The following is an 18,066-nucleotide window of genomic DNA, read 5'->3' on the forward strand; positions in this document are numbered from 1 at the left end:
GCGCGACGTCATTCGGGGGTGGGACAGTGCTGGAGGAAATTCTGACCGGGCTGATCGTGTCGGCGCTCGGTTCCGGCGTGGCCGGACTGTGGCTGCACCGGCGCAGACTGCGGTTGCTGCTGCCGGCCCTGCGGCCCGGCCGACGGATGCGAGTGTCGGCAGCGGTGCTGCTGCGTGTCCAGGACGACGGCGGGTACGTCCTGTTCCACTCGCCACGCCGTCCCGGCTCCTACGGCCCGCCCGGCGGCGTCGCCAAGTACTCCGCCGGGGCGCGCCAGGACCTGGAGCGCCTCGGCTTCCACGAGGAGCCGCGCAGCCACGCCAACATGCGGCACGACCTCCGGGGTTTCGTGTCACCCAGAGCGCTGGCCAGATTCGCGCGCTGGTGGGCCAAGGGCGAGGGGCGGGAGTCCACGTCGGAGTGCCTGCGCCGTGAACTGGATGAGGAACTGGCCGAGGTGGGGCACCCGGACCTCGGCGTCGATCTCACGACCGTCGACTTCGTCGCCGTACGCACGGTGCTGGACGGTCCGCATCGGGTGCCTGGGCAGTCGTACCGGCAGGTGCGTCTCATGGAGGTCTGCGACCTCGACCCGGCGTCGTCGGGCGCCGCCGAACTGCGCCGGCGGCTCATGGACTTCGCCCAGGATCCCGCCGACGAGGGCATCATCAGGGTGTCGGCGTACGACATCGAGTACGGCCGCCTCGACACGTGCTACATCCAGCCGCAGTCCGCCTATCTCTTCGGGGCCCGGCGGCTCAACGCAGATCTGCCGATCATGCGGTGAGGCGTGCGGAGCGGGTTCAGTTGCCGGTGTGGCAGTAGCCGGCCCAGACCAGTGGCGAATTCGTCAGGCGCGCGGAACGCAGCACGGCGTGCAGCGCCGTCGCCGAGTCCTCGCCTCCCGGCGCGGGCATCGCCCGGCGGGCGAAGAAGCCGCCGGTGATCTCTGGTGCACCCGCGTCGAGCACCGACCACAGGCTCGCCACCACCTGCCGGAACCCGGCGATCTGGAGCGCGCCGGCCAGGGAGAGCGCCTCGTCGGGCAGGGTCACGTCGCCCAACGCGCTCTCGCACGAAGACAGATAGGCGAGGTCGGCGCTGCGCAGCCGCAGCGCGGCGATCTCCCGCATGGTGAGCGGACCGTCCTGCGTGTAGAGGGCAGCGCGGCCAGGGTCGCTCGGGTTCTGGGCGCTGTGGCCCACGAAGAGCAGCCCGCGGTGCCGGCGGAGTTCGGCCGTGACGCGCGCCAGAGTCGCCCCGTGTCCGGCCATCACCAGGAAGCGGTTTTCCGGTCCCGGGGGCTGCGCGGCACGAACCGCCCGCACCTCCCTCGCGGCGTGCCGCAGCGGCGGCCTGCCCGGGACACGCGGTACACAGACCGTGAGCAGACCGCGCGGGCCCGCGGAGTCCTCGGGCACCTCCGGAGGCTCCCGCGAGGCGATCAGGGAGCGCAGGGTGGGTGTGTAGGAGGAGACCACCCGGTCGGCAACCCCTGTGTCGCGCAGGCGGGCCGGGTCGTAGCGCTGGGCGGCGTGCAGGGGCAGCAGGGAGAGAGGCCCGGTGGGGCACCACCACAGGCGGGGCCAGGCGTCGTCGCGGTGGTCCAGGCCGAGGTCGGCGAGCACGGGATCGGCCACGGCGCTCCACAGCCAGGCCAGCGTCTCGCGCAGGGTCTCGGCGGCGGCCGTGCGCTGCTGGGGCGGGCCGGGCCGCCGCAGCCCCGCGACGAGCCGCAGGTGGGCACGGGCCGCTGTGCGCAGGCGGTCCCGGGTCAGACCGGGCAGCGGGACACAGCGCACGCCGCCGGTGGTGACGACGAGCGCGTCGCAGCGTAGCCCGCTCACGTTGACGACGACCACCGGGCCGTGCTCGGCGGCGGCGCGCAGTTCGGCGGCGTCCGGCGGCAGCAGAAACCTCTCCAGCCCCGGCAGCCGCCGGATGCTCGCCAGCAGCGCCTCCCGTTCGGCGGCCGCCGCCGAGCAACGTGCCATGGCCTGGGCGAGCGCCGGGTCCGAGGGCTCCGGTGGCTCCCGCCAGTCGAACGTACGGCGTTCGAGGACGTCCTGGAGCCGACGCAGCCGACGGGCCAGCTCGGGCCGGGTCCGGTCGAGCAGGTCGTGGCCGCCGCGCCCGCCCACCGCCTGGGCCAGCAGCACGCCCCGCCCCTGCTCCAGCAGTTCCAGCGCCAGCTCGTGGCGCCCCTGTGCGATGGCACAGGCGGCGGCTTCGCCGGCCACTCCGGAGAAGTCCCGCAGCAGCCGCTCCTGGTCGAGCCGCCCCAGCCCGAACCAGGCCAGGGCCTCCAGCAGACCTACGGCATCCCGGTAGCCGTCGACGGCATCCGCCCGCAGCGGATCGACCGCCGCCGCCAGCCGCCCCCGATACAGTGCGGCCCTGGCCCGCCCCAGTACGGGCGCGGTCGGCACGCGCGCTCCCGCCGCGTAGGCGGCGAGCGCGCGCTCCCGCTCCCGAACGGCGGGGGACGAGCGCCGGGTGCGGGCCGACGGCACCGTTTTCGCGCGTTCCTCGTGAGCCGCGCCCAGGTTGGTCAGGTAACGGCAGCGGTCCGGATCGCCGGCCGGGGCGCGCCCGGCTTCGCGGAGCAGGCCCACCGCCCGGTCGAGGTCGGACGGGGACCGGTCGGCACGGTAGCGGCCGATGAGCGCGTTGCCCAGGTTGGAGAGCGTGCCCGGACGGTCGGGGTGACCCACCGGGGTCAGCGCGAGGGCCTGCTCGTACGCCGCGACGGCCGCCCTGGCGTGCTCGGCGCCGCCCCCTACGTCGTAGCGCCGCTGGTGCACGCTGCCGAGGTTCAACAGATGCGCCCGCCGCAGCCGGTGCGGGCGGCTCAGCGCGTCTTCGAGAGCGTCCTCGGCCAGTTCGAGTGCCGTTTCCTCCTTCGTCCGGTTGAAGACGTGCAGGCAGATGCCGGCGAGGTTGCCCAGCCGCAACGCCCAGTCCGGGTGGTCGGGCGAGGTCGCCGCGACCGCGTGCGTCATGTGCTCGAGCGCGGCCCTCAGGGCGGCCGTGTCCGCCGTCTGCTCGAAGTGGCACGCCAGCGCCCACGCCAGGTTCCCCCGCCGGTCCGCTTGTTCGGGTCCGTCCGCCGGAGTGCCGCGCACGCTGTCGGTCAGCAGCCGGACCGCCTCGGCGAGCGAGCGCGCGTCGCCGGTGTGCTCATAGCGGGTGATGAGCGTCGAGCCGAGGTTCGACTGGTACAGCGCGCGGTCCGGATCGTCGCATGGCGTGGCCCGCAGGGCCAGGCGCTGAACGTACACGGCCGCCTCCAGGTCCGTCGTGGCACCGCCCGCGACCTCGAAACGCGCGGTCAGTGACGCGCCCAGATTGCCCAGCAGGGCGGCACGGTCCCGGCCGCCGTGCGGTGTGGCGGCGGGGCGCACACTGCCGTCCGGCGCGCCGGACGCGCGGGCGAAATCGGCCACCGCCGCGTCCAGCGCCCGCCGGTCGCCGGTCCGCTCGAACAGCGCCCAGTGCGCGGTGCCCCGGTTGCTGTGGAGTGCGGACAGGTGGGGGTGGTCCGGCGGGGCCACCGCGAGCGCACCGTGCAACAGGACCAGGGCACGGCGCACGGCATCGGTGTCGTTCGCGCGCTCCGCGTGCCCGAGCACACGCATGCCCACCGCGTGCCGGGCAAGCGCCAGGACCTGCGTGTCCGGGACACCGCGGTAGGCAACCCGGTACTTGACCAGCAGGTCTGGATCGGGTCCGGCGGAGGTGAGCGCCAGGGCGGCCAGCAACACCTCCGCGCCGGAGCGGACCTCGTCGGCGTGCCGTCCGGGATCGTGTTGCCCGCGCTGTCGGTGGAACCGCGCCACCAGCGAGGCGGTGCGCAGCGCCTCGACGGGCACGTCCGTTCCGTCACGAGGCGTCCAGTCGACGTCGGCGAGCACCTCGTCGGCGAGCCGCAGGGCCGAGTCGGCGAGCAGCGCGGTGGCCGCGTCCGTCTTCTGGCCGTCGTGCAGAAGCGCGCCGAGTTCCGCCACGGGGTCGCGGTCGGCGTGCTCCCCAGGATCCGTCGCCGCGCTCAGCGCGTGCCGTCCGGGGCGGGCTCCGGGGTGTGGGGGAGCGGCTTCATGTCGCGGTCCAGCAGCCAGCATCTCGGCGCGAGCAGCAGAGTGGTCCGGACCCGGCGGCACAGGTCACCGGGGCAGCCGAACTCCTCGCTCACGGGCTCCCATTCGTCGAGCCAGGCGCTGTCCGTCTCCCGGTCGGCTGCTGTCTCGTCGTCGTCGCCGTGCCGTACGGTCGAGTCGTCCCGGCCCGCGTCGAGCCGCTCGATCTCGGCGACCAGGTCCCGCCATCGCGACAGCAGGGCGGCGGTGGGCGGACCGGGCTCGGTCGCCAGCGTCCGCCACTCGCCCTGTAGCGAGTGGGCGTGCGCGCCCACCCGGATGTCGTGGAACCGCTCGCATACGTCGTCCCAGCTCAACGGCCCCGACATGGCCCCGTCCGCCGTGTCCGTCCCGGTCACGTCGCCTCTCCCGCCGCGCGCAGTGTGCAGGATCGAATGGTAGCCGTCACGACGTCCGGCCGTCGCTGTAAGTACCAACGCGGCTACCCTGTACCCGGCACCGCGGCGGCGGCAGTCACGGTCAGCAGGGGGCAGAGTGCGTATCACCTTCGCCGAGCAGTTCGACCGGGCGGCCCAGGCACGTATCTCGGCCGCGCTGCACCGGGCGCGGACGGCCGACGGACACGGGGCCACGCCGGGGCTCTCCCCGTGGGCACCCGAACTCATTGACGTGGAAAAGCAGTTCAGCGAGGGGCTGAGCGGTGCGATGGTCATCGGCCTGCGGGTGAGGACGGACGGAGCGTGGACCCGGCATGTGGCCAAACTGGCCCCGGCCGAGGAGGCGCACGACGAACTCCAGGCGTTCCGGAAGATCTTCTCCCAGCTTCACAGCATGCTCTTCGTGCCAATCCGCGCCGCCACCCCGGGTGCGAACGACCCGGCCGAGGCACAGGACTTCGAACCCGAAGAGGCGGTGGTCTACGTCGACGCGGTCACGTGGGCCGGGTGCGAGCCGGACCAAGAGGTGGTCAGCCTGGAGCAGTTGACCGAGCGGGCGGTCGCACCGAGTGATGACTCAGGCGAGGTCGAACGCGCCGTGACCGCGCTGGACCGGCTGCTGAGCTTCGCCTCCCAGGCGATGTACCAGGGAGCGAGCCCCCGCCGGAACCACGACGACCGGATGGCGGCGAAGCGGACGTTCGGTCCTGACGTGCGGGTGGTGGTGAACGGCGTCGACCTGAAGGGCCAGCCCGTGTACGGCACTCCGGGCCGGGACACCCTCGAGGCCCATGTGGTTGCGCCTCTGGACGTCGTACGGGCGGGGCTTGCACCACCCGAAGAGGAAGGGGCCCTGACTCCGGGACAGCTCGTCACGCTCACCGTGCCCGGGGTGCGGACCACGGCCGGGGGCTTTCTGATCGAGCGTGACAACGCCGTGATGGAAGTCGAGTTCGAGCCCGGCTGCGACATTACCGCGCTGCGCGGCCTGGACCCGGAGAAGGTGCGGTACGTCCACGGCAAGGTGACCGAGACCCGCCCGCACCGCGCCCGGCGGCGCATCACCACCGCCCTGGGGATGCTCGGCGACACCCCGGGGTGCGTCCGGGTGGGCGGCACGCGTGCCCGGGATCCCTTCAAACTGCTCGAACACGTCGTCCGCGAGCGCACCGCCGCCACCCTCGTCGGCGTGGTCCACGGCGATCTCAACGACCGCAACATCCTCTTCTGCGACGGCCAGCCCCTCCTTATCGACTACGCCAGAGGGCGTCGCGACATGCCCGTGCTGGACGATCTGGCATGGCTGGAGCTGAACATGCTGCGACGGCCCCTGGCCGGCGGGCTGAGCTTCGACGACCTCGTGGCCGTACAGCGCGTTCTGCTCCTCGGCGACCTGGTGGCGGACCTGCTGCCACCGGGCCCGGACGGTCTCGGCGCGCTCGGCGAACGACTAGTCGCCCTTGTGGCCAACCGGGGCCGGCACGCGGTCGCCGCGATCCGGCTCCTCGCCGTCCTCCGGGCGCGGGTACGGCAGATCTGCGCGGGCAAGGACAAGGACACCGGCCAGTCCTGGTGGAGCGAGTACCAGGTCGCCCTGCTGCTCGCCGCGCACCGCGCGTTCAAATGGCCGGACGACATGCAGACGACGGCGTCCTGGCGTGCCCAGGTGGCAGCGGCCTGTGTCGCGACCGAAACCCTGGAGCAGGGCGGCCCCTGCCTCGGCCTGTGGGAAGGCACCGAACTCGCCGCCGCCGCACGGGCTTTGCTGCCCCTCCTCCCGGACGAACCGGGTCCCCGGGCAGCGGTTCTCCTGGCCGCGGTGGTCGACGGCCTGCCGGCCGACGGGGGACTGGACCCCGGTCTCGCGGATGTCCTCGAGGCCTGTCGCACCGGCGTGGCCCGTGCCGTGGTCGGTCCGGCGGCACACCGACGGCTGCGGGAACTGGACGCGGAGCGCAAGGAGCGCACTCCCTTCATCAACCTGGCCGCCACAGCGGCGGCTCCGGCACCGGGGCCAGGGCCGGCCCGGCGGATCTGGGCCGACGTGCCGAGCGCCGTCGACCAGGTCTTGGCCGTGTCGCATGCGCTGGTGCTCGGCGGGGCAGGATCGGGCCGGACGACCCTGCTCGACGAGGTGGAACGCAGAAGACTGACCGCACTGGTGGGTGATGAAGGGACGGCGACCGCCGTGCCGGGACTGTTGCCCGTGCGTCTGACAAGGGCGGTGATCGCCGGGTGCACGGACTTGGATGCGTTGGAACGGCAGGCCTGGGCTGAGCTGGAGACGGTAGCGCCCGCTGCCCATCGGGCGGACCTCCTGAGGGCGGGCGTGGTGCATCTCCTGATCGATCTGCCGGGTGAGGCTGACGCGCCCTCGACGGCCAGGACCCTGCGGGAGTTCACCGACCGATGGCCGGCGGTAAAGGTCACGGCAGCGGCATCGGTCCGGGCGCCGCATGCCGAGTACGACACCTTCACCGCCGTACGCCTGCTCGGTCCCCGGCCGGACCAGGCCGCGCGGTATCTCGCCCGCCGCTCGGCGCAGCGCGGGCTCGGCCCCGAGCACGCCGCGGAACTCGCCGACCTGGCGCTGTCCGACACCTGGGTGGAGCTGCTGGGGGAGGGACGCTGTTCGCCCCTGCTGCTTTCGCGGCTCGCCGGCTCGCCCGTCGGTGGGCCGGCCCGGCGACGACCGGGCAACGAACACGAGCTGCTGGACGCCTACTTCACCGAAGTGACCGCGGGCTGGCCCAATCGGGCGGTCCGTTACGTGAAGGAGCGTGCCGCGTATCTCACCGATCCCGATGTGTTGTCGCTCGGTGGCGACGAACCCCCGGAGCAACTGCGGGCCGTATCCGTCGACTCGGGGGTAATGACCGCGGAAGGAGCCTTCCACCGCGTCGAGGAGCGGGAATACTTCGCGTTCCGCTGGCTGCGTTCGAGGAGCCAGGACAGGGAGCTGCTCCGGCGGCTGGCACTGCGCCACCGCTGGTACGGGGCTTTTCGATGCTGGTCAGCGCTGGCGGAGCCCATCAGGGAGTTGCCTCCGCGAATCGTCGAGGAAATCGCAGAGGCGGACCCCGTGCAGGGCGCCGCGCTGCTGGGAGCCCCGCCCCGTCCTTCGCGTATGCGGGTCGAGGCGTTCCTGGACGGCCGGGTCGCGGTCCTCATGGACCGGCGGGCCGGAGAGCTGGAGCACGTCGCGGCGGCCGACGCGCTCGCGGTGTTCAACGCGCCGCTCGCCTACGCCCGCCTGCTCGCCGTCCTGGCGGACGCTGACGGCCCGCCGACCGCCCGTACGGCGGCCCTCCGCTCCTTGGTCGCGGCGGCCCGCACCACCCGCCAGGCCTCCTCTGCCCACCGCATGTCCGAGGAACTGACCCACCAGCTCGCTCCATGGCTCACGCCGGACGCCCCGAGTGAACTGACGCTGTGCGCACTGCACGCCGTCGAGACACTCACCCTGCACCGGCTGGCGCTCCGCGCGGCCGATCTGGTCCGGCCGGGTATGCCCTGGCCCGTGGTTCGGGCCGCACTCGCCGCCCTGGACGCCCTGGAGGTGTCCCCGCCCGCCGCCTTGGCGCAGACCCGGCTGTCGGCGGAACACGAAGGGCTGGCCCACGTCGAGCGCGCCCTCGACGGCCCGCTCTCCGGCAGCGACGCCGCCGACCTCGCCGTGGAACGCGTGCGGCTGGTGCGGCGGCTGCCCGGTCCCGAACGCGTCCGGGCCCTGCTGGAGCGCCGGTTCGCGCCGGCGGTCGGGGAGCTGGCCGGTGAACTGCTGGAGGAGTACGTCCGAAGCGTTCCGCGCCCGGAGACCGCGACACCGTACGAGGACGTGCTGTGGCGGAGGGGTGAGCCCGACTCCGCCCACAAGACGCTGCGGACCACCGCTGACGGGCTGTGCCTCACCGCCGCCCTGCACCGGCTGCTGTCCGACGCACCCGAGCGCGGTGCCGACGCCTTCGCCCTGTTGTCCGGACCGGACTCGCCGGCCGGCACCGGTCTCCCCGAACGTGCCGGGGCCGTCGCGGCCACGGTGCGGTCGCTGCCCGCCGAACTCCTCGCGCAGGCAGAGCAGTTCGGCGTCAGGGCGGCAGAGACGTGCGATCCGGCCTGCTCCCTGGACGGCATCGCGGCACTCGTCGACGCCGTTTTCGCCCGCGACCGGCCGACCGGGCTCCGGCTCGCGCGCCGGGCGCACCGTCGCTTCACCGCCGCGGGCCTGTCGGCCCGGTTCCACGGCGCCTGGTCCGCCACCCTGATCCGCTGCTCGGCGTACCCGAGCACCGTGACGGCCCTGCTCGCCTCACCCGACCCCGACGACCAGGACCTCGCCCTCGACGTCCTGGCGGACCAGGGCTTCCTGCTGCTTGCGGGGCCGGTTCCGGTCCGCACCGCTGAAGGCTCCGAAGTCCATGTCACAGAACGGGTGTTGAAGCTGCTTCGGACCGCCGGCCCCGCTGATGTACCGCGGCTGGCCAGGGTGTCGGCCGTGCTCGGGCTGGTGGACGCGCTGCCCGTGGTGTGCGAGCTGATCGCGCGACGGGACGGGGCAGATTCGGCGATCCCGGTCTCGCTCGGCGCCTTCGGAGTGCGTGAGGTGTCGCCCTTCGCGGATCTCCTCGCGGCGTCCGGATACCTGGCCGCCCGGGCGGGCGCCGGGCACCCCGACGCCGTCCGCGCGTACCGGGCGATAAGTGAGTTCGACACTTCCGGTACCCATCCCAGCGTGGCGGTGGGCAGGTTCACCGCCCTGGCCGTGACGGGAGATTGGCCGTCCGTGCTCGACGCTCTCCCGGGCGAGGATCCCCGGCTCCCCGTCATCGCCAGGAACGCCCTCGCGCATTGGCTGCCCGGCCCATTCACCCCGGCCGACGCGGATGCCTTCGCGGCCGCTCGTCGGCTCACCGAGCGACTGGCCCACGACGACGGACTGACGCCCGAGGCCCGTTCCCACCTGTACGGCCTGCGGATCGCGCTGGAACGCCGTACCGGAACCGCCACCGCCGCCAGGCCCGCTCAGACCCCGCTGTAGCGATAGCCCGCCCACTCCACCGGCGGCAGCCGGTCGCGCACCGCGCGGACGGCGGTGTGCAGGGCCTTCGCCACCCATGGCTCCGCCGAGGACGCCCCATGGCCGTAGATGCGCCGGACGACCTCCGGCGCGGTCTCGTCAGTGACCGCCCATGCGACAGCGATCACCTGCCGATAGCCGGCGATCAGCAGCGCGCCCGCGAGGTCGAGGGTCTCGTCCGGCAGGTCGGGATCTGCCGCCCCGCCCTCGCAGGACGACAGGAACGCAACGTCGGCGTCGCGCAGTTCGAGGTCACAGATCTCGGCGACCGTCAGCGGACCGTCGTGCAGCCGCAGGCACGATGCTCCGGGAAGGCCGGAGTCCTGCTTGCTGTGACCGGCGAAGTGCAGATGCCGATGACGGGAGAGGGCCGTACCCACCGCGTCCCTGCCCGCCGCGTCGTCCTCCAGCGCCGCGGTCGGCTCCGGCGCGGCCCGCGTCAGCTCCGATTCCGCGGTCACGTACGGCAGTTCGGCCAGCCCCGGGGTGTGCCGCAGCGCCACCAGCAGACGGTGCCCCGGACCGTCGCCGGACACTTGGCGTTTCCTCGCCTCCAGTAGCGCCTTCAGGGTCGGGGTGTAGGCCGACACGACCCGGTCGACCGTGCCGGTGTCGGCGCCCCGCTCGGGGTCGTACGTCTGTGCCGCGTGCAACGGGAGCAGTCCGAGCAGGCCGGCCGGACACCACCACAGCCGGGGCCAGTCGTCCGTCCGGTGCCGCAGGTCCAGGAAGTCGAGCACGGGCTCGACGACCCCGGTCCACAACCAGGCAAGCAACTCGCGCAGCCGGTGGGACAGTTCGGATCGGAACTGGTCCCCGAGGAGGGGGAAGCGGCGCATCCCGGCGACCACTTGAATGCAGGTCGCCAGGGCTCGGCGCAGATGCCCGGGTGTGACCGAGGCCAGCTCGCACACGCGCACACCGTCAGGGGTGACGATCAGGGCGTCGCAGCGCAGATCGCTGGCGTTTAACACCACGACAGGACCCTGCTCAGCAGCGGCGCGCAGCGAGTCGAACCGCGGCGGGCTCAACAGCCCGGCCAGTTCCGGACGCGCGGCCGCCTCCGCAACCAACGCGTCCCAGGTACGGGCGAGTTCGAGCGCGCCCGCGCGGCGCAGGCCCTCCGCGACACCGTCTCCGGCAGCCGGTTCCTCGACTGGCCGCGGCGTCAGGGCTAGGCCGCGTCCGGCCGCCGCCCGTTCCAGGCGCCGGCGCACGTCGTCCATACGGTCGGCGAGATCGGGGGCGACCGCGCGTACGGCGTGCGCCGTGCCCTGTCGGTCCAAAAGCTGCGTATGCAGCACTCCTCGGCCCAACTCAAGACGTTCCAGGGCACGTTCGGGCAACCCGGCGCGGAGCGCGACTGCCGCGGCGGCGCTCGGGGTGCCGGCCACCCGGGAGAGAAGGATGCCGCGCTCCTCGTAAGTCATGCCGTGCCACGCGGCCACCGGCATCAGCCGTACCGCCTCCTCGTACCCCATGAGTGCCCGCTCCCAGCGGCGGTCCGGCGCGGACCGTGCCTCCTGCCGGAGGACTTCGGCGGCGCCCCACGAACGAGCCGCCTGTAGCCTCACCATCACGGGCGCGGTGGGCGTCCGGCACGCCCGCCGGTAGGCCAGGACGGCCGCGGCGCCCGCCCGTACGTCGCCGGTTCGCTCGAAGCGGGCGCGCCGGGCGTGGGCCAGGTTCATCAGCACCGTGCCCCGGTCGGGGTGGTCCGGCGGCAGCAGGCGCACGGCCAGCTCACCCACGCGGATCGCTTCCAGGAGGCCCCGCACATCCTCCATGTCCCCGCCGTGCTCGAAGCACAGGTGGAGGGAGGTGCCCAGGTTGCTCAGCCGGCCCGCCCGCGCCACGGGGTCGCCGGACTCGTCGGCCACGGCCTCCCGGCCCACCCGCACCGCCTCCCGCAGGTCTTCGGCCCGGCCGAGCCGCTCGAACCGCATCCGCAGGACGCCGCCCAGCCCGGACAGGACGGCGGGCAACTCGGGGAGCCGTTCGGCACGGCCCCGTTCAGCCGCCGTCCGCAGATCGTGCAGTGCGCCCTCCAGAGCGTCCGGGTCGGACAGCACACGCCAGCGAGCGGCCTGTGCGAGCCCCCGGTTGTGCAGATACGCCGTCCGCTCGGCGTCCTCCTGCGGCAGAGTTTCGAGGACCTCGGTCAGCGCGTCGATTGCATGCTCGGCGTCCAGGGCGGCCCGGGTGTGCTCGAAGCGGGCCATGAGGATGCCCGCGTACTGTCCGAGGCGGTGTGCCCGCCGATACCCGTTCGGGGTGGCCCGTACGGCGTCCAGGGCTGCGGTGACCGCACCGTGCAGGTCGTCCAGGTCACCGGTCCATTCGAAGCGCGTCCGCAGGATCACTCCGAGGTTGGACAGGTTGCCCGCGTGTTCGTCGTCGCCGACGCCGCCGTCCGCGCCGAGCTCGGTCACCTCGCGGAACAGGGTCACAGCCCGGTCGCCGTCGTCCGGTGCGGCGTCGCGCTCGAATCGGAGCTGATGGTTCAGGGCGACCACGGACAGTACGGTCGGCCTCCGGGGGTCCTCCGGGCCGAGTGCCTCCAGCGCTTCCGCGCCCACCTGGAACGCCTCGTTCAGGTCGGCGCGGCGGCCACCGTGACGGAACGTGATCTGGAGACAGTGGCAGAGGGTGAGGAGCACGGCCGGACGGTCGCCGTGGTGCTCTGGTAGAAGGGCAAGTGCCTCCCTCGCCAGGTCGACGGCCCGTGCGAGGCGCGCCGGGTCGGGAGCCGTAGGGTGGCGCTCCCGTAGCGCCAGAGCGAGGCCGGCACAACGGCCGGCCCGTTCCGGATGCCCGACGGGGGTCGCCGCAAGGGCCGCGTCCAGGCGGGCGATGGCGGCGTCGTAGTCGGACGGCTGCCCGGACTGTTCGGCGAGCGTGAGCAGGGTCAGTCCGAGCACGGAGACCTCGTACCCGGGATCCTGGTCGCCGGGATCTCCGCCGCCCGCGGGACCGGCGGGTCCGTCGGTTTCGCTGGAGACGCTGTTCGCGAGTTCCGCCAGGTCCAGTGCTTCCGCCAAGTCTCGCCGCTCGCCGCGCCGTTCGAAGCGCGCGCGGAGCATGTCGGCGAGCGAGGCGAGCAGGAAGCGCTGGTTGGGAGTGTCCTGCGGGAGGTCGTCGATCACCTGCCGCAGCTCCTGCACCGCCTCGTCGAGGAGCCCGTCACCGTTCCGCATCATGCGGCTCAGGTGGTACCGCAGCAGGGCCGCGTTGGTCGCGGCGGGCAGTCGTACCGGGTGGTCCGGCGGTAGTACGGCGGTCAGACCCCGGCCGATCTCCAGCGCGAGCGAGAGGAACTGGGGGGCGGCGAACTCCCGGGCCACCTGGGAGAGGTCGGTCATGAGATCGTGCTGGAAGACGGGGCTCTGGCACTCGGGGCGTTGTCGGCACAGGCCGAGCACCGCCTCCAGAAGTCCCTGCGGCGGAAGCGCGGTCGCGAGCAACATGGCGAGCACCCCGGCGAGTTCGAGATATGAGGCGGGATCGCTCCTCACCGCGTACCGATGCCAATGAAGGGCCGCGGCGGCCCTGTACAGCGCCTCCGCGTCATTCTGTTCGGCTGCCGTGCGCAGTTGGCCGAGCAGGGCCTCGGCGTCCTCTGTGAAGAGGACCATCGGCCCCTCGTTGAGGCTCGCCCTCAACAGGGCCGCGCAGGCGGCGGGTAGGGCGCTCACGGGTCCCGTTGCTTCGGTCACACATCCATGGTGGCCCTGCTGGCGGCACTTGGTGATGGGATGTTCACTTATGACTGGTCGATGATGCGGTCGGCGGCCGATTTCGAGACCCCGAAGGCGAGGCTAGTTGTCGCAGAGTCAGATTCGTTCGCCAGTACGTGGCGACCAGTAGGACCCGGTCCTCCAGCGGCAGACTCCAGGGCGGACCTTTACTGACGGAGTCCGCGCCTTCGCGCCGCAACGCGGTGATCAGTTTGTCGAACGGGTCTGCCGCACGATCGGGTGACATCTTGGCGTGCCCCAGGTCCTGGGTTCCAGCTCTGATGGCTAACTGACTGTCTGCCTTTCGCGGAAGGCTGGCAGTCATGCCTCGCCCCTGTCATCCGGGGTTCCGGGCACGTGCCGGCGCGCTGGTCCGTGCCGGCAAGAAGGTCAAGCACACCGCGGTCGAGCTCGGCATCCATCCCGTCACGTTGCCGAAGTGGTCGCGGCAGGACGCCATCGACAACGGGCGGCGACCGGGAACGCCGTCGAGCGAGTCCGCTGAGCTGCGGGCCGCTCGCCGGCGGATCCGTGAGCTGGAGACCGAGCTGGGGATCGTCCGGCAGGCGTCGAAGTTCCTCGGTGAGGACCAGCCCCGCCCAAAAGGCTCTACCCGGTGATCGACCGACTCGTCGATGCCGGGGCACCGGTCGACCGATGCTGCGGGATCCTTGACATCGCCCGGCAGAACTACTACAAGCACAAGCGCACACCGACCACACCGCGGCAGCTACGGCGGGACTGGCTCACCGGGCTGATCCGGGAGGTCCACGTCGCCTCCCACGGCACCTATGGCTACCGCCGCGTCCACGCCGAGCTCACCCTGGGCAGGGGTATCCAGGTGTGCTCGAGGACCGTGTCGGTGCTGATGACGCAGGCCGGGATCCACGGACTGCCCGGACCGGTGCGCGTGAAGCGCCTGCGGGGTGTCGTCACCGCCGAGGAGCTGGTCAATCGCAAGTTCCATCGGTTGCGTCCCGACGAGCTGTGGGTCACCGACATCACGCAACACCGCACCAGGGAAGGGTGGATGTACTGCGCGGCGGTCCTGGACGCGTTCCGCCGCAGGATCGTGGGCTGGTCGATCGACTCCAGGCAGGACTTTATGCTCGTGGTCAATGCGTTGGACATGGCCATCCGCAACCGCCGCCCTGAGCCGGGCGGGATCGTTCACACCGATCCCGGCACCCAGTTCACCTCCTGGGTCTTCGGGGAGCGGATCCGCTCCACCGGCCTTCTGCCGTCGTTCGGCACCGTCGGGGACAGCCTGGACGACGCGATCACGGAGTCGTTTCCTCGATGCACGGACCAGCGCAATCCGGAGGCCATGGAGAGATAGGCAAAATGTGTGGCAGAGACTGCCAACGACTCCTGAACCAGCCGTCGGCAGTAACGGTTTGTGATCCACAGGCGAATGGAAGGGGTTCACGCAGGGTGCCCCACCGACCACTTGCGGAGCGGTTCTCTGGGGAGAATCTAGGGAGTACGTGCGGCTCTGGGGAGCGCGTGGGGAGAATCGATTGCATGGCCGGGCACGAGCGTGAAAGATCCAGCAGCCAGATCAGCTCAGGCCAGAGACCTATGCAGCGACATCATCGCAGGTCAGCGCCCCAAGGTAGACAACTTCAAGAAGATCTTTTCGTTCCACCGGCTTCGCACATCGCACCCAGTCTTGTACGAGCCCGTCTCCGACTCCGGCCTTGCCCAGTTCACAGCCAAGATCCGGACCATACGCGGGCCAGAGCCCTCCATCTCTGATCCAAAGCCCACATTCGCGCTGGCCAGGACCATGCGCGCCGTGTACCGCCAGCAGACCAAGAACCCGCTGGTGCACAACAGCCGAAGCGGGCACCGAGGTCTACCAAGCCAAGTCACCACCGCTCTCGCGTCTTGTCAGTACCCGCCAATCGCGAGACACCGAGGCACCGTCCCCGATCAAACCAACCGGCACCGCCCCGAAGCGACCCCGATGCGCCGGGCAACGAGATGGCGACTCACGACACAAGGCACCATCCTTTTCCGTCCACAAGCTGCTGCAGACGACTGACACACCGTCAGGAAAGTCAGCAAAAGTCAGCAAGCGGACTACCACAGCCGCCCACACACAGCCACACCTTGGAATCGACGCCACGCCTGCATCGAGCCCCTCAAGCTCCAGCGCCCACACGACCTCCAGAGAGCCCCAGGCACGCAGACGGAAGTCCGCCCACTCCTGCCCCAGGCAGGCCCGTTGGCGCATCTCAGCAGTTCAGCGCACCCTTCCCCGCGGCTTCAACGGCACCGGCGGCAGTTCCGGAGCCGGCAGCGGCGCCCCGTCGTACCCCTTCACCTCACCGAACCGCGTCCCTGTCATCCAGTCCTGACGCGCCTGCTCGATCTCCTCCTGGGACCGCCCGATCCAGTTCCAGAACATGACCAGTTCCTCGTCGAAGGGCTCGCCGCCCAGGAGCATCAGGCCCGCGTCGGACTCGGCGCGCAGCGGGAGTTCGGTGCGGCCGCAGCCGAGGTAGAGCATCGAGCCGGGCAGCACCTCCACCCCGTCCACGTGGGCCTCGCCGGACATGGACAGGACGGCGTACTCGAAGTCCGGTTCCAGCGGCAGGCGTACGTCCGTGCCGCGGGCGAGGCTCAGGTCGGCGCCGACGATGGGGGTGTACGTCGTTCCGGGTGAGCGTGCGCCGTCGAGGTCGCCCAGGATCAGCGTGGCCGTCAGGCCGGGGGCCGTGATCTGCGGCAGCCCGGTGTGGTGCTCGAAGTGCGGGTCGGTGTGGCGGTGCCCGTCCGGGAGGGCGACCCAGAGCTGGGCGCCGTGCAGGAACCGGGCGTGGGACTTCGGGCTCTCCTCGGAGTGGCTGATCGCGCGTCCGGAGGTCATCAGGCCCAGCTCACGGGGGCGGATGGTCTGGAGGCTGCCGGTGGAGTCGCGGTGCAGGACCTCGCCCTGGTGCAGCCAGCTCACCGTCTGCAGGCCCATGTGCGGGTGCGGGGGCACCTGCATGCCCGGCTCGTCGGCGATGTCGTCGGGGCCGTAGTGATCGACGAAACACCAGGCGCCGACCATGCGGCGGCCCAGGTTGGGCAGCAGCCGGCGCACCTCACTGGACTCGCCCAGCTTCACGCGGCGGGGGCTGAGGAGTTCGCGCACGGGTTCCGCCACCACGAAGCCGCGGCCGCCGCACAGGGCGGGAACCGGCTCGCGATCAAGATTGCTCATGTCGCCCAACCTAGACCCGTGAGGCGATTCCCGTCAGGCCGTCCCTCCGAGAACAGTAGCCATGGACATAGTAGCCATGTACCGTATCGGGCATGAGTACGACATCCGCGGGCGCCACGCCCGGTTTCCTGGTCTGGCGACTGTCGATGAAATGGCGGGTCGCGGTCGACCGCGCGGTGGCGCCGCTCGGCCTGACACACGCCCAGTACTCGCTGGTGGCGTCGCTGTACGGCATGCAGCGCGGCGGCGAACGCCCCAGCCAGCGACGCCTCGCCGACCAGACCGGCCTGGAACCGCTGTACGTCTCCAAGCTGGCGCGCTCCCTGGAGAGCGCCGGGCTCCTGGAGCGCGCCCGCGACCCGCGCGACCCGCGCGCGGTGCAACTGGCGCTCACCGAGGAGGGCCGCGAGCGCACCCGGCAGGCCATCGAGGTCGTCCAGGGGCTCCTGGAGCAACTGCTGGCACCGCTCGGCGGCCCGGACAGCGCGCGCACGCGGGAGTTCAGACGTGAGCTGACGGTCCTGCTCGACGCACCTCTCGATCCGACGAACGAGAACCTCAAGGAGCAGTCATGACCACCACCACCACTCCCACCGCCACTGCCTTCCTCAACCCCCGCGTCATAGCCCTGGCCCACTACGCGGCCCGTGCGGTTCTCGAGAAGGTCCTGGCCCGCCACGGTGTGACCTTCCAGCAGTCCGTCACCCTGCGACTGGCCGCCGTCGCGGAGGGGCCGGTCGAGCGTGACCGCATCGTCGCGGATGTCGTCGGCGCCCTGAAGATCGACGCGGCGGAGGCGCACTCCGTGGTCGACGAGCTCATCTCCGCCGGACTGCTGGCTCACCACGAGACGCCCCATGCGTCGCCCCATGAGTCGCCCCAGGTGCGGATCACGGACGTCGGCCGGGAGTTGTTCGAGACGACATCCACCGAGACCGCCCCCGTCACCGCCCGGGTCTACGCCGACATCCCCGCGGAGGATCTCGCGGTCGCCGGACGCGTGCTGAGCCTCATCACCGAGCGCGCGGACGCGGAGTTCGCCGCCCTGGCCGGGTAGTGGAATATTGAACTACCCGGTCCCGTTGACGGCCTCGAAGGCTTAGGAGGCACGAGTGGAGACCACGTACTACGACCACGGAACACCGGCGGAGCGCTGGGAGCGCGCGCAGATGTTCTTCGACGCCAAGGAATACGCCACGGCGGCGCGTGTCCTGGACGGGCTGGTCGAGGAGGTTCCGGAGCAGACCGGACCGCGCCTGCTGCTGGCGCGCGCCTACTACCACTCGGCCCAACTGCGGCGCGCGGAGAGCGAGTTGCGCGTGATCGTCGAGCGCGACCCGGTCGAGCAGTACGCCCGGCTGATGCTCGGCCGCACCCTCGAGCGGCAGGGCAGGCAAGAGGAGGCAGAGCCTCATCTGCGCCTCGCCTCGGCGCTCGCGGGCGACTTCGAGTAAGCCGAGCAAGCCCCGGCGACACACGGACACATGGGCCCGGTTCCGCACA

The 18,066-nt window shown here is 71.8% G+C and carries 9 protein-coding genes and 2 pseudogenes; 6 read left to right on the plus strand and 5 right to left on the minus strand.

The annotated features are described in order from the left end of the window. The first annotated feature begins 26 nt into the window (after nt 1-26). Nucleotides 27-788 carry a hypothetical protein gene (locus ACGFWE_RS03200; RefSeq protein ID WP_393597456.1) on the plus strand — a complete coding sequence of 254 codons (762 nt, stop codon included), beginning with the start codon at nt 27-29 and terminating at the stop codon, nt 786-788. A 16-nt stretch (nt 789-804) separates the two neighbouring features. Here the strand turns inward: ACGFWE_RS03200 and ACGFWE_RS03205 are convergent, their stop codons facing one another. Beyond that, nucleotides 805-4,008, minus strand: coding sequence for a CHAT domain-containing protein (locus tag ACGFWE_RS03205; protein WP_393597458.1), 3,204 nt, complete (start codon nt 4,006-4,008; stop codon nt 805-807). Nucleotides 4,009-4,049: 41 nt separating this feature from the next. Beyond that, nucleotides 4,050-4,496, minus strand: a complete 447-nt coding sequence (locus ACGFWE_RS03210) for a hypothetical protein (RefSeq protein WP_393597460.1) — start codon at nt 4,494-4,496, stop codon at nt 4,050-4,052. Between the two features lie 136 nt (nt 4,497-4,632). Here ACGFWE_RS03210 and ACGFWE_RS03215 point away from each other — a divergent pair, with 136 nt between their 5' ends. Further along, nucleotides 4,633-9,573 (plus strand): hypothetical protein, encoded by a 4,941-nt coding sequence (locus ACGFWE_RS03215; RefSeq protein ID WP_393597462.1) that lies wholly within the window; start codon nt 4,633-4,635, stop codon nt 9,571-9,573. Here ACGFWE_RS03215 and ACGFWE_RS03220 read toward each other — a convergent pair. Further along, on the minus strand, nt 9,558-13,328 hold the full coding sequence (locus ACGFWE_RS03220) for a CHAT domain-containing protein (RefSeq protein ID WP_393597464.1): 3,771 nt from the start codon (nt 13,326-13,328) through the stop codon (nt 9,558-9,560). The two genes, ACGFWE_RS03215 and ACGFWE_RS03220, sit on opposite strands and share 16 nt — an antisense overlap. A 56-nt stretch (nt 13,329-13,384) precedes the next feature. Next, nucleotides 13,385-13,596, minus strand: a pseudogene (locus ACGFWE_RS03225) (transposase family protein); the annotation flags it as partial. A 76-nt stretch (nt 13,597-13,672) separates the two neighbouring features. Here ACGFWE_RS03225 and ACGFWE_RS03230 point away from each other — a divergent pair. Then, nucleotides 13,673-14,643, plus strand: a pseudogene (locus tag ACGFWE_RS03230) (IS3 family transposase); the annotation flags it as partial. Between the two features lie 954 nt (nt 14,644-15,597). On the opposite strand, the gene ACGFWE_RS03235 reads toward ACGFWE_RS03230, so the two are convergent. Next, complete coding sequence (locus ACGFWE_RS03235; protein ID WP_393597466.1) at nt 15,598-16,563, minus strand: pirin family protein; 966 nt, start codon at nt 16,561-16,563, stop codon at nt 15,598-15,600. A 92-nt stretch (nt 16,564-16,655) separates the two neighbouring features. Between ACGFWE_RS03235 and ACGFWE_RS03240 the strand changes: the two genes are divergently transcribed. The 3 genes from ACGFWE_RS03240 to ACGFWE_RS03250 are packed head-to-tail and all read left to right on the plus strand — an operon-like array spanning nt 16,656 to nt 18,017. Continuing rightward, nucleotides 16,656-17,138 (plus strand): MarR family winged helix-turn-helix transcriptional regulator, encoded by a 483-nt coding sequence (locus tag ACGFWE_RS03240; RefSeq protein WP_393597468.1) that lies wholly within the window; start codon nt 16,656-16,658, stop codon nt 17,136-17,138. After that, nucleotides 17,135-17,620: a MarR family transcriptional regulator gene (locus tag ACGFWE_RS03245; protein ID WP_393597470.1), complete on the plus strand. Its 486-nt coding sequence runs from the start codon at nt 17,135-17,137 to the stop codon at nt 17,618-17,620. Before ACGFWE_RS03240 ends, ACGFWE_RS03245 begins: the two co-directional genes overlap by 4 nt. A gap of 55 nt (nt 17,621-17,675) precedes the next feature. Next, a complete protein-coding gene (locus tag ACGFWE_RS03250; protein ID WP_352384694.1) occupies nt 17,676-18,017 on the plus strand; it encodes a tetratricopeptide repeat protein in 342 nt (113 codons plus the stop codon). Nucleotides 18,018-18,066 lie beyond the last annotated feature (49 nt).

Source organism: Streptomyces sp. NPDC048523 (assembly GCF_043199815.1).
Lineage (GTDB): Bacteria > Actinomycetota > Actinomycetes > Streptomycetales > Streptomycetaceae > Streptomyces.

What these genes read in the sequence shown, in the direction of transcription:
- ACGFWE_RS03240 (WP_393597468.1), top strand. Translation starts at nt 16,656, where the DNA reads ATGAGTACGACATCCGCGGGCGCCACGCCCGGTTTCCTGGTCTGGCGA.
- ACGFWE_RS03245 (WP_393597470.1), top strand. Translation starts at nt 17,135, where the DNA reads ATGACCACCACCACCACTCCCACCGCCACTGCCTTCCTCAACCCCCGC.
- ACGFWE_RS03235 (WP_393597466.1), bottom strand. Translation starts at nt 16,563, where the DNA reads ATGAGCAATCTTGATCGCGAGCCGGTTCCCGCCCTGTGCGGCGGCCGC.